This window comes from Janthinobacterium sp. BJB301 (assembly GCF_002735685.1).
GTDB classification, from domain to species: Bacteria; Pseudomonadota; Gammaproteobacteria; order Burkholderiales; family Burkholderiaceae_D; genus Janthinobacterium; species Janthinobacterium lividum.
Genome location: NZ_PDZJ01000002.1, coordinates 1268594 through 1280425 on the forward strand (window position 1 = coordinate 1268594; position 11832 = coordinate 1280425).

10 protein-coding genes are annotated in these 11832 nt (G+C 63.1%); 5 read left to right on the forward strand and 5 right to left on the reverse strand.

What is annotated here, in order from left to right:
- Nucleotides 1-155: 155 nt before the first annotated feature.
- The 5 genes from CSQ91_RS19010 to CSQ91_RS19030 form a co-directional block, all read right to left on the reverse strand.
- Nucleotides 156-1487, reverse strand: a complete 1332-nt coding sequence (locus CSQ91_RS19010) for an MFS transporter (protein ID WP_099389226.1) — start codon at nt 1485-1487, stop codon at nt 156-158.
- Nucleotides 1484-3346, reverse strand: a complete 1863-nt coding sequence (locus CSQ91_RS19015) for an alpha-amylase family glycosyl hydrolase (RefSeq protein ID WP_257217402.1) — start codon at nt 3344-3346, stop codon at nt 1484-1486. The genes CSQ91_RS19010 and CSQ91_RS19015 overlap by 4 nt, the downstream gene beginning before the upstream one ends.
- Before the next feature lie 15 nt (nt 3347-3361).
- Complete coding sequence (locus tag CSQ91_RS19020) at nt 3362-5656, reverse strand: TonB-dependent receptor (RefSeq protein WP_099389227.1); 2295 nt, start codon at nt 5654-5656, stop codon at nt 3362-3364.
- 299 nt (nt 5657-5955) lie between these two features.
- Complete coding sequence (locus tag CSQ91_RS19025) at nt 5956-6984, reverse strand: LacI family DNA-binding transcriptional regulator (protein WP_099389228.1); 1029 nt, start codon at nt 6982-6984, stop codon at nt 5956-5958.
- A gap of 7 nt (nt 6985-6991) precedes the next feature.
- Nucleotides 6992-7606, reverse strand: a complete 615-nt coding sequence (locus CSQ91_RS19030; protein ID WP_070281805.1) for a glutathione S-transferase N-terminal domain-containing protein — start codon at nt 7604-7606, stop codon at nt 6992-6994.
- Between the two features lie 277 nt (nt 7607-7883).
- Between CSQ91_RS19030 and purB the strand changes: the two genes are divergently transcribed.
- The 5 genes from purB (at nt 7884) to CSQ91_RS19055 (ending at nt 11733) form a co-directional block, all read left to right on the forward strand.
- The gene (gene purB / locus CSQ91_RS19035) at nt 7884-9263 is read left to right on the forward strand and encodes an adenylosuccinate lyase (RefSeq protein ID WP_070281806.1); all 1380 of its coding nucleotides are present in this window, start codon (nt 7884-7886) and stop codon (nt 9261-9263) included.
- A 185-nt stretch (nt 9264-9448) separates the two neighbouring features.
- Nucleotides 9449-9973, forward strand: coding sequence for a cytochrome b (locus tag CSQ91_RS19040; RefSeq protein ID WP_070254748.1), 525 nt, complete (start codon nt 9449-9451; stop codon nt 9971-9973).
- A gap of 43 nt (nt 9974-10016) precedes the next feature.
- The gene (locus CSQ91_RS19045) at nt 10017-10571 is read left to right on the forward strand and encodes a YceI family protein (RefSeq protein ID WP_034778891.1); all 555 of its coding nucleotides are present in this window, start codon (nt 10017-10019) and stop codon (nt 10569-10571) included.
- Between the two features lie 150 nt (nt 10572-10721).
- Complete coding sequence (locus CSQ91_RS19050; protein ID WP_070281807.1) at nt 10722-11297, forward strand: YceI family protein; 576 nt, start codon at nt 10722-10724, stop codon at nt 11295-11297.
- Nucleotides 11298-11463: 166 nt separating this feature from the next.
- Nucleotides 11464-11733 carry a GlsB/YeaQ/YmgE family stress response membrane protein gene (locus CSQ91_RS19055; protein ID WP_034778894.1) on the forward strand — a complete coding sequence of 90 codons (270 nt, stop codon included), beginning with the start codon at nt 11464-11466 and terminating at the stop codon, nt 11731-11733.
- Nucleotides 11734-11832: the final 99 nt, after the last annotated feature.

Sequence of the window (11832 nt, forward strand, 5' to 3'; positions counted from 1 at the left end):
CGTCGGCATAGGCGGCCTGCGATGCTCACCGTACTAGAGTACGGTTGCGCTTCTCGGCCACCTCTTCCTTCCGCTCGCTACGGTTTTGTCAGGTGTCGTAACATCGTTGGTGGAACAAGAAAAACCGGCAATTGCCGGTTTTTTTACGCCTGTACTTAGAGCCGTCCAGCGCCCTGGCGCCCGTTCAATTTGACGAACAGCACCGCCACCGCCGCGCACAGCAACAGGGCGCCGGCCAGCCGGATGACGTTCTCCGGATTGCCGCCCAGCCAGCTGCGGTAATACAGCGGCAGGGTGAAGATCTGGATGATCATCGGGATGACGATGAACATGTTGAAGATGCCCATGTAGACGCCCGTGCGCTCGGGCGGAATGCAGCCGGCCAGCATGATATAGGGATTGCCCATGATGCTGGCCCAGGCCAGGCCCACGCCCAGCATGGGCAGCAACAGCAGCGCCGGGCTGTGGATCAGCGGGATGCTCAGCATGCCCACGCCGGCCGCGCACAGGCACAGGCTGTGCATGCGCTTGGGGCCGAAGCGGCGCGTGAACGGCACCAGCGCAAAGGCAGCGACAAAGGCGACGAAATTATAGAAGGCGCCCACCTGCCCGTTCAGCAGGCCCGCGTCGCGAAAGCCTTGCGATGCCGGATCCGTCGTGTGAAACAGGGTCGCCGCCAGCGACAGCGCAATGTACTGCCAGTAGCAGAACATGGCGTACCACTGGAACAGGTTGACGATGGCCAGCTGCTTCATCGTCGGCGGCATGTCGCGCAGGGCCGCGCCGATATCGGCCAGCGTGTGGCGCCAACCCGGCGGGCGGCTGCGGATGGCCGCCAGCTCGGCCGCCGTGAGGGGGTTTTCCGGCGTCGTCTTCAGGGTCCACAGCACCGAGGCGAGGGAAAAGACGGCGCCGATCAGGAAGGCGGCGATGACGATGTGCGGGATATGGCTGCCATTGACGGCATCCTTGTTCATGCCCAGCATGACCAGCAGCGACGGCGTCAGGTAGGCCAGCGTTTGCCCCAGTCCCGTAAACGCGCTTTGCGTGAGAAAACCCAGCGAGTGCTGCTTCTTGTCGAGCTTGTCGCTGACAAAGGCGCGGTACGGCTCCATCGTCACATTGTTGGCCGCGTCGAGTATCCACAGCAGGCTGGCGGCCATCCACAGGGTGGGACTGAACGGCATGGCCAGCAGGCCCAGGCTGCACAGGATGGCGCCGATCAGGAAGTACGGCGTGCGGCGGCCCCAGCGCGTCACCGTGCGGTCGCTCATGGCGCCGATCAGCGGTTGCACGAGCAGCCCCGTCATGGGACCGGCCAGCCACAGGTACGGCAGGCTCGCTTCGTCGGCGCCCAGGTATTTGTAGATGGGGCTCATGCTGCTTTGCTGCAGACCAAAGCTGAACTGGATGCCGAAAAAACCCACATTCATGTTGACGATCTGCCAGAACGACAGATGCGGACGGTGCGCGGTGGTGTCGCTCATGCTGGTTCCCTTTCCAGCCACAGCATATGCCATGGCTGCAGGCCCACGGTGCCGGCCAGCACGCTGCCATCGAGGCTGTTGCGCCATTCGCCCGCGGGCAAGGTGAAACGCTGGCTGGCGCCGCTGAAATTGCTCAGGTTGAGAAACGCGTCGCCGCGCAGCAGCGCCAGCACGGCCGGCGTGTCGGCGGGCAGCACGCTGCGCGGCGCAGCGGCGGCCAATGCCGGCAAGCGCCCGCGCGCGTCGATCAGCTGGCGCAGTGCCAGGTACAGCCGGCCGCTGGCGCTCACGCCATCGTGGCGCCATGCCAGCAAGCTGTCGTCGAACGCGGGACGCTGCAGCCAGCGGCTGTCCATCGCCCGGTCGGCGCGCTGCGTGTAGCTGTCGTCGTTGGTCATGCCCAGTTCATCGCCCATGTACAGCACCGGCAAGGCGCCAAAGCTCAATGCCAGGCCATGCAGCAGCAGCAGGCGCCGCAACGCGTATTCCTGCTCCTGCACCGTGGTGGCGCTTTGCAGGCCGGCCAGCGAGGCGGCCATGCCGTTGCTGCCATGCGCCTTGTCGGCGCTGCTGCTCTGGAAGGCGGCGCCGCGCGCATAGCTGCCGGGCGCACCCGCAAAGAACTGCGCAATGCGCGCCAGGCGCGCCGGCCCGTCCGCGCCCGCTTCATTGAGCAACACGTTCCAGCCGATGTCGTCATGGCAGCGCACATAACTGAGCCAGCTTGCGGCCGGCGGCAGCGGCGGCGTGGCGGCGATCACCTGCCGCAGCAAGTCCGTGCTTTCCTCCGCCAGCGCGCCCCAGCCGGCGGCCATCAGGCTGCTGTGATAAGCGATATGGCATTCGGGCGCGCTATCGCTCCCAAAGTAGGCGGGCAGCTTGGGGGTGGGCACGATGGCTTCGGCCTTGAGCAGCACGCCAGGCGCGACGATGGCGGCGATGGCGCGCAAGGCTTGCAGCAGGCTGTGGGCTTCGGGCTGGTTCATGCAATCCGTGCCTTCGCGCTTCCACAGGAAGGCCGTCGAGTCGAGGCGGAACACCTCGATGCCCTTGTTGGCCAGGCCCAGCATGGCGCCGGCCATGGCCGCGAAGACGGCCGGATTGGCGTAGTTCAAGTCCCACTGATAGGGATAAAACGTGGTCCAGACCCAGCGCTGGAGCTCCGGCACGAAGGTGAAATTGCCCGGTGCCGCCTGCGGGAAGACCTGGCCAACGGTGCGCTCGTAACGGTCCGGCTGCACGCGGTCGGGATAAGTATGGAAAAAATCGCGCAGCAGCGGATCGCCCGCCTTGGCGCCCAGCGCCCACGCATGGTCGTCGGCCACATGGTTGAGGATGAGGTCCGAGCACAGGCTGATACCGGCCGCGCGCAGCTGCGCCGTCAACGCCAGCAAGTCGGCATTGCTGCCCAGCGCAGGGTCGACTTCCTCGAAGCTGGCGACGGCAAAGCCGCCATCGCTTTCGCCGGCACGCGGCCGCAAGAACGGCAGCAAATGCAGATACGTCACGCCCAGCTCGCGCAGATGGGCAATGCGCGCGGCCACGCCCTGCAGGCTGCCGCCGAAGCGCTGCACGTAGGCGCTGTAGCCCAGCATGGACTGGCTGGCAAACCAGTCCGGCTGCGCTTCGCGCTGCGCATCCTGCCGCAGCAGCGCCGGCGCGCGCGCCGCGTACAGCCGTCCCACGCTTTCCATCAAGTCGCCCAGCCAGGGCAGGAAGTCCGGCCGCTGGCCATACAGGCTGCCCAGGCGGTCGAGCAGGACCGCCTCCTGGCGCGCATAGCGGCGCGCCGCATCGTCGCGCAAGTGCGAGGGGAGCGGCGCCAGCAGGCGCGCCAGGGGGCTACGTATCGACATCATGAATCCTATCCTTGCTTAAAATGCGTATTTCAGGCTGACCTTGACGGCGCGCCCCGTGATCGAGCGGGCCGCGTGGCCATCGCCCTCGACTTCCGTATAGCCGATCTTGTTGAGCAAATTGTTCGCCGTCAGCGCCACCTGCATCTGCGGCGTAAGCTGGTAATTGACGAAAGCGTTGAGCACCTGGTAGGCGGGCAAGGTGATCGTGTGCGCATCATCGCCCCACGACTTGCCCGTGCCGACCAGGCTGGCGCCCACGGTGGCAGGTCCCCACTCATAGGTGGGCGCGAGCTGGTACACGACACGCGCCTGGCGCCGCGGCGTATTGCCGATCAGCGCCACGTCGGCCGCGGCCGTGCCCGTGATCTCGGCATCCGTGAACGTCAATCCGCCATTGATGCGGAAGTCGCCGGCGCTGTAGGCCGCTTCCAGTTCCACACCCTTCGCTTCATAGCTGTTGGCCGTGCGCAGCTGCGTCGTCGCCTCGTAATTGCTTTCCTTCGTCTTGGCCTGGAACACGGTGACGAAGGTGCTCAGGGGCCCCCGCCGCCATTTCACGCCGCCTTCGAGCTGGCGCACGGTGTTGATCGCCACCGGCACGCTGCCATCCAGGGGCGTGCCGAACAGGATGCGGTCGGCATTGAAGGCCACGCCTTCGCTGACGCGGGCAAACACGGCCAGGTTGGCTTGCAGCTTGTAGTTCGCGCCCAGCGAGTACGAAGTATGGCCCAGGGTGTAGTCGACCTGCTGCACCGTCGACGGCAGATAGGCTTGCGCGCCGGTGGCCTGGTTGGCCGTGCCACTGGCGTGCTGGCGGTCGCGCCGCAGGCCGCCGTCGAGGTTCAGCGCGCCGCTTTCCCAGGCCAGGTTTACGTAGGGCGAAGTCGTGCGGTACTCCATGTCGACGGCGCGCGAACAGCAGGCGCCGAAGGCCGGGCCGATGTAGCCGGGCGTGCTGCTCGCCGTTTGCAGCAGCGCCGGCTGGTCGCCCGTGGCCTGCAGCAGGTATTCATTGAAATTCCAGGTCAGGCCCAGCTTTTGCTGCGACAGGTACAGGCCGGCCGTGGTGGTCAGCTTGCCGCTGTCGAGCACAAACGTCCTGGCCAGCTTGGTGTCGCTCAGGGTATTGCTGGCGTCGTCGATCGAGGTGTTGAACACCACGGCGGAAAACGCGCGCCCCGTGTAGGGCTGGCCCCGATTCGGGCCGCTGGCAAACACGTAGCTGCCGTCGCTGCCGTTATTCGACGGGAAGACGCCGATGAAGCGGCCCGAATTGTCGGCGTAGCGGAAGTTTTCGCTCACGCTCCAGCCCTGTCCCAGCTTGAACGATGCTTCCAGTCCCACGGTGTCGCTCTTGACGTGCAGACCGTCGTTGACGCGGGTGGCCACGCGCTGGTTATCCTTGTTCAGCACCATGTCGGGCACCCAGTACGGCGAATAGAAACTGGCCTTGCGCGGGTCGATGCCGGCGACTTCCGTAATGCGGCCATTGCGCACGCTGACCGGCACCGGCAAGGCCGTGGGCGACTGGTCGTCGAGGTGCTTGAACGACAGGCGCACGAAGCCGCTGTCGAATTCATGCGTGACATTGCCGCGGATCTGGCCGCCCTTTTCGCTGTTGACGCCACTATGGCGGATGCCTTCGCCCGTGCGCCAGGAGCCGCCGATGAAGAAGCGCGTGCGCTCGGAAACCGGCGCGCCGTAATCGAAATCCACGCGCGTCTGGTCGTAGCCCAGGCCCCGGCTGAGCGCCACGCTGCCGCCCTTCTCGATGCCATTCTTGCTGATGAAATTGATGATGCCGCCCGGCGAGTTAGTGGCCAGGGTGGAGGCCGAACCGCCGCGCACCACTTCCAGGTGGTCGAGAGTGGAATCGATCTTGACGAAGCTGTCGGGCGTGGTGAAGTTGAAGTCGCCGAACTGCAGCACCGGCAAGCCGTCCTCCTGGATCTGCACATAGCGCGCGCCGCCGGCGGAAATGGGCAGGCCGCGCACGGTGATGTTGGCATTGCCTTCGCCGCCCGAGGACTCGGCCCGCAAGCCCGGCACCGAGCGCAGGACTTCGGCGGCGCTGGTCGGCGCGTTGTGCAGGATGGTGTCGAGTTCCATGCTGCTGACGGAATTACTCGATTTCATTTTGGACGTGCCGCCGGTGGTGCCGGTGACCACGATGCGTTCCAGGTTCAGGCCATCGGCGGGGGCGGCGCTGGCGGAGTCGCCGGCCGATTGGGCCTGGGCGGCGCCCCATTGCAGCAGGGCCAGGGCGATGGCTGCGGCCATGCAGCCGCGTTGAGCAGTACGTGTCTTCATCTTGTCTCCAGTGTTGTATGCCGATACATCGAGGTATCCGCTTGTTATGAGTCCTGGCCGCCGCATGCGTGGCGCGCTGGCTGAGCCGGTACGTCATTATTCAACGAATAAGAATTTATTGCAATCGATTGCAATCGAGCACTGCAACATGGAATTTATGTTGTTTTTAAGGGAACGCTACGGGCAGTAAAGAGGGAAGCAGGCGGAAATTGATACGAGGGCAGGGTTTTTCATGCTGCCATGCAGCATGAAAAATAGTGGGAAATTTTGAAATTATTGCAATCGGTTGCAACCACGCTTTACCGGCCCGAGGCGCGTACGATCAGCTCAGTTGGCAATTGCCGGGATGGCGCAGGCGCGCCATCGACCAGCGCCAGCAGCGAGGCCACCAGCGCGCGCCCGGCGGCGCGGATCGGCTGGCGCACGGTGGTCAGCGGCGGGTGGAAATACGCGGCCAGTTCGATATCGTCGTAGCCGACCACGGCCACCTGTTCCGGCACGGCCACGCCACGCGCGCGCAAGGCGCTGATGGCGCTCATGGCCAGCAAGTCGCTGCAGGCAAAGATGGCGTCGAAGGGGAGCTGGCGATCCAGCAGTTCCTGCACGTCCGTCGCGCCGCCCTGCGGCAGGAAGGAGCCGGCCACGTACAGTTGCGGATCGGGCGCCAGTCCGTGCGTGGCCAGCGCCTGCGCATAGCCCTGGTGGCGCTGCGCCACTTCGGGCAGCTTGGCGTCGCCAAAGAAGGCGATGCGACGGCGTCCCGCCGCCAGCAAATGCTCCGTGGCCAGCCTGCCGCCGGCGACGTTGTCGCCGCCAACGGTGCAATACAGCTGCTGCGGCAATTGCGCGCCCCACACGACGATGGGCACCTGGCGCGCGGCCAGCTGGTTCAGTTGTTCATGGTGGCGCCACTGGCCGATCAGGATGATGCCGATCACGCGGCCGCTATCGAAGGACTGGGCGGCCGCATCGAGCGTTTCCGCATCCACGCGCGAAATGAGCATGTCGAAGCCCTGCTCCGTCAGCGCATCGGCCAGGCTGCCCAGCATGCTCAGAAAGAAAGGATCGGACAGGTGCTGGCGCGTGGCCGCGTCATACGGCACCACCACGCCCACCGTGCGGTTCTGTTTCAGGCGCAGGTTTTGCGCGCCGATATTGATGGAGTACTTGAGCGAACGGGCCAGCGCGATGACGCGCGCGCGCGTTTCTTCATTGACCAGCGAACTGCCGCTCAGGGCGCGCGACACGGTGGACGTCGACACGCCGGCCAGGCGCGCGATATCGGCCATCTGCAGGCGCTGCTGCGCCTTCGAATCGGTACCGGTCATCGTACGCTCACTGCGGCACGGTATCCTTGAACGACTGCCGCTCGGACAGTTTGTCGAACAGGCGGGCCAGCGCAGGATGGTCCGCGCGCCAGTCGATTTCCGGGAAGCGGAAGCTGAGCCAGCCCAGGGTGCAGCCCACGGCCACGTCGGCCAGGGTGTAGTTCTTGCCGGCGCAATACGCGCTCTCGCCCAGGCGTGCTTCCAGCGCCGCCAGGCCCAGGGTGACTTTTTCCAGCTGGCGCGCGATCCAGGCCGCGCTTTGCTGCTCGGGCGGGCGCTGCGTGCGCTCCAGGCGCACCAGCACGCCAGCGTCGAGGATGCCGTCGGCCAGTGCTTCCCAATTCTTGATATCGGCCCGCTCGCGGCCATTGCCGCCGGCCGGCAGCAGCTTGCACACGGGCGTGAGCGTGTCGAGGTATTCGACGATGACTTTCGAATCGATCAGCGTGCTGCCATCCTCCATCACCAGGCAAGGCACTTTGCCCAGGGGATTGGCCTGGGCGATGCGGGTTTCCGGCACCCACACGTTTTCCAGCTCGAAGACATAGTCGAGCTTTTTTTCCGCCAGCACGATACGGGCTTTGCGGACATACGGGCTGGCGAGGGAACCGATCAGTTTCATAGGTACTTTAAGGTAAAAGAGCAGCAAGCAGTATAGCATCGGCGGCAGCAGTGTTTGGCAGCACGCGCCCGGCGGCCCCCAGTGTGTGGCAGGCACGCCGCATCGGGGCCGGATTCGGCCAAATTGCGATACGCCGACGGCCGACGGACGGCTGACCAGCGGCCAGCGGTGGTAAAATCGCCCTTTACTGTGGCGCCGTCAGTGTTGCTGTATTGCAATAGCCCTGCCCTCCCCGCGCGCCACACGCCAACCGTTTCTTTAACTTGCGTCCGCTCTCATGACTTCTACTACTCCGTATTCCACGCTGTCGGCCCTGTCTCCGCTCGATGGCCGCTACGCCAGCAAGACCGATCTGCTGCGCCCGATCCTGTCCGAAGCCGGTTTCATGCACCACCGCGTGAAAGTGGAAATCTCCTGGCTGCAAGCGCTGTCGCAAGCCGGTTTCGCTGAAATCAAGCCGTTCTCGGCAGAAGCGAGCGCCCTGCTCGACAAGATGGCGAGCGATTTCTCGGAAGCCGACGCGGCCCGCATCAAGGCCATCGAAGCGGTCACCAACCATGACGTCAAGGCTGTCGAATACTGGCTGAAGGAACAAGTGGCGGACGTGCCGGAACTGGTGGCGGCGTCGGAATTCATCCATTTCGCCTGCACCTCGGAAGATATCAACAACACCTCGCACGGCATGATGCTGAAAGCCGCCCGCGATGGCGTGATGCTGCCGGCATTGAACGGCCTGGTGGCCAAGCTGACGCAGATCGCGCACGACAACGCCGACGTGCCGATGCTGTCGCGCACGCACGGCCAGACGGCCAGCCCGACTACCCTGGGCAAGGAATTTGCCAACGTCGTGGCCCGCTTGCAGCGCGCCGTGAAACGCATCGAGCAAGTGGAAATCCTCGGCAAGATGAATGGTGCCGTCGGCAACTACAATGCCCACCTGTCGGCCTACCCTGGCTTCGACTGGCCGGCATTTTCGAAGGCCGTCATCGAACAGCGCCTGGGCCTGGTCTTCAATCCGTACACCATCCAGATCGAGCCGCACGACTACATGGCTGAACTGTTCGACGCCTTCGCGCGCGCCAACACAATCCTGCTGGACCTGAACCGCGACATCTGGACCTACGTGTCGCTGGGCTACTTCAAGCAAAAACTGAAAGCGGGCGAAATCGGTTCGTCGACCATGCCGCACAAGGTCAACCCGATCGACTTCGAAAACTCGGAAGGCAACCTGGGCCTGGCCAACGCCGTCCTGAAACACCTGTCGGAAAAACTGCCCGTCTCGCGCATGCAGCGCGACTTGACGGATTCGACCGTGCTGCGCAATATCGGCGTGGGCCTGGGCTACACCCTGCTGGCCTATGACAGCTGCCTGCGCGGCTTGAACAAGCTGGAAGTGAACCACGCGCGCCTGGCGCAAGACCTGGACGCGACGTGGGAAGTGCTGGCCGAGCCCGTACAAACCGTGATGCGCCGCTATGGCATCGAAAACCCGTACGAGCAGCTGAAAGAGCTGACGCGCGGCAAGGGCATCTCGAAAGAAGCGCTGCAAACCTTCGTCAATGGCCTGGCCATTCCGCAAGATGCCAAGGACGTGCTCTTGACCATGACGCCGGGTAACTACATCGGCATCGCGGCGCAATTGGCCAAAGCCATCTAAGCAGTTTCCACATGGGGATCATGCGATCCCACTCCCGCGGGGCGGCCAGCACACAAATGCTGCCCGCCCCGCGGTTTTTCCGGCAATCTTTCTTGTAGAATCTCCAGCACGCAGCGTAAATTGCTTTTCTTTGGTATATTAGGCCGAATTAGTCCTAATACGTACTACTTTCAAGAAAGCCGTCGATGCAACGCTACACCACCACCGCCATCATCCTGCACTGGCTGACCGCCCTGCTGATCATCAGCGCCTTCATCATGGGCCTGGTCATGGTCGATATTCCCGGCCTGACGCCCACCAAGCTCAAATATTTCTCGTGGCATAAATGGCTGGGCGTGACCGTGCTGGCCATCGCCGCCATCCGCCTGCTGTGGCGCAAGGCCAATGTGCCGCCGCCGCACCCTGCCAGCATGGTTGCCTGGCAAAAGAAGGCAGCCGACGCCATGCATGTGCTGTTGTACATCCTGATCTTCGCCGTGCCCGTTTCCGGCTACCTGTACACGCTGGCCGCCGGCGTACCCGTGGTCTACCTGGGCCTGTTCCAGCTGCCCGTCATCATGGCGCCGAACCCGGAACTTAAGCCACTTTTAAAAGAGATTCATTATGTTCTGAACATGACGATGGCCGCCGCCGTGGCCGCCCACGTGCTGGCGGCGCTGAAGCATCAATTTATCGACAAAGACGGCGTACTTAAACGCATGCTGCCATAACACCGACTTCACCCTTGCTCACTGAAACTCCAGGAAAAATAAGATGAAAACCACCCAACGCATCGTCCTCGCTTCCCTGCTGGGCCTGTCCGTGGCCGCCACCGCCGCCACCCTGCTGAAAGTCGATCCCGCCAAGACCAGCGTGTCGGCCGTGTTCAAGCAAATGAACGTGCCCGTGGAAGCAAAGTTCAAGAAATTCAATATCGCCATCGATTACAACCCGGCCACGCCGGACGCCTCGAAAGCCTCGGTGGAAATCGAAACGGCCAGCATCGATATCGGCGATCCGGAATACAACAAGGAAGTGGCCAAGAAAGAATGGTTTAACGCGGCCCAGTTCCCGAAAGCCACCTTCGTTTCAAGCAGCATCAAGGCCGCCGGCGCGGGCAAGCTGACGGTCAGCGGCAAGCTGAGCATCAAAGGCAAGACCACCGACGTGACCTTCCCCCTGACGGTCAAAGCCGATGGCGGCAAATATGCCTTCGACGGCGCCCTGCCGATCAAGCGCCTGACCTACAACATCGGCGAAGGCGAGTGGAAAGACACGAGCATGGTTGCCGACGAGGTCACCATCAAGTTCCACGTCGCTGCGCAGTAACACCTGAGAAAACGTCCATGGCTGCGTTGCTCTTGCCTCGTCGTACTATTCGTACTGCCTTCGGCAAGGCGCCTGGCCCTGAACATTTTTCAGGCGTTACATATCAGATCACCGCCCAAAAATCTGTTGTTTAACTTAGTTAGGAATTCAATGAAATTGAAGCACTTGATGATCGCCGTGCTGGCAGCCGCCGGCGCCGGTTCGGCCATGGCCGCTACCGACACCTACAACCTCGACCCGACGCACACTTTCCCCAGCTTTGAAGCCGATCACATGGGCATGTCCGTGTGGCGCGGCAAGTTCAACAAGACCAAGGGTACGGTCACCCTGGACCGCGCCGCCAAGACGGGCAGCCTGGACCTCGTCATCGACGCCGATTCGATCGATTTCGGCCTCGACGCCATGAACACGCACGCGAAAAAAGCGGACATGTTCAACGTCGAAAAATTCCCGCAAATCACCTACAAGAGCAAATCGCTCAAGTTCGACGGCGACCAGCTGGTGGAAGTCGATGGCGAACTGACGCTGCTGGGCGTAACCAAGCCCGTCAAGCTGAACGTGAGCAAGTTCAAGTGCATCATGCATCCGCGCTACAAGCGCGAAGTGTGCGGCGCCGATGCCACGGCGGAATTCAAGCGCAGCGACTTTGGCCTGAACTACGGCATGCCGGCGTTCTCGCCGGAAGTCAAGCTGGCCATCCAGGTGGAAGCCATCAAGGCCGACTAAACACGGCCTTGCCACATGACAAGCCCGCCTCGCTGCCCGCAGCCAGGCGGGCTTTTGCATGCGCAGCGCGAATCCGCTGGACTTTTCTATCGTGCGGCATCACTATCCATTGGCATGATGTTGTTCTGACATGGCACACCCACTTATCCACCGCGCGGAGGACTACATGAATTTCATTATCTGGATCGTTATTGGCGGCGTCATCGGCTGGCTGGCCAGCATGGTCATGAAAACGAATGCGCAACAGGGCATCTTCCTCAATATCGTCGTCGGCATCGTCGGCGCCTTCCTCGGCGGCTGGCTGCTGGCCCCCCTGTTCGGCACGGGCACCATCAATAGCGACAATTTCAGCCTGGCTTCTCTGCTGGTCTCGTTCCTGGGCGCCGTGATCCTGCTGGGCATCGTGAATCTTTTGCGCCGCGGCAAAATACGCTAAGCAGACACATGGCAGCGCATCAGCAAGTGGCCGGGCCGCGCAAGCGCCCGGCCATTTTTTATTGCCGGCAAGACAATTGTATGGACAATACCACAGCCG

Excerpts from the sequence above, each read along its gene's own strand:
- CSQ91_RS19040 (WP_070254748.1), top strand. The coding sequence starts at position 9,449 with ATGCAACGCTACACCACCACCGCCATCATCCTGCACTGGCTGACCGCC.
- CSQ91_RS19010 (WP_099389226.1), bottom strand. The coding sequence starts at position 1,487 with ATGAGCGACACCACCGCGCACCGTCCGCATCTGTCGTTCTGGCAGATC.
- CSQ91_RS19025 (WP_099389228.1), bottom strand. The coding sequence starts at position 6,984 with ATGACCGGTACCGATTCGAAGGCGCAGCAGCGCCTGCAGATGGCCGAT.
- CSQ91_RS19020 (WP_099389227.1), bottom strand. The coding sequence starts at position 5,656 with ATGAAGACACGTACTGCTCAACGCGGCTGCATGGCCGCAGCCATCGCC.
- purB (WP_070281806.1), top strand. The coding sequence starts at position 7,884 with ATGACTTCTACTACTCCGTATTCCACGCTGTCGGCCCTGTCTCCGCTC.
- CSQ91_RS19015 (WP_257217402.1), bottom strand. The coding sequence starts at position 3,346 with ATGATGTCGATACGTAGCCCCCTGGCGCGCCTGCTGGCGCCGCTCCCC.
- CSQ91_RS19030 (WP_070281805.1), bottom strand. The coding sequence starts at position 7,606 with ATGAAACTGATCGGTTCCCTCGCCAGCCCGTATGTCCGCAAAGCCCGT.
- CSQ91_RS19055 (WP_034778894.1), top strand. The coding sequence starts at position 11,464 with ATGAATTTCATTATCTGGATCGTTATTGGCGGCGTCATCGGCTGGCTG.
- CSQ91_RS19050 (WP_070281807.1), top strand. The coding sequence starts at position 10,722 with ATGAAATTGAAGCACTTGATGATCGCCGTGCTGGCAGCCGCCGGCGCC.
- CSQ91_RS19045 (WP_034778891.1), top strand. The coding sequence starts at position 10,017 with ATGAAAACCACCCAACGCATCGTCCTCGCTTCCCTGCTGGGCCTGTCC.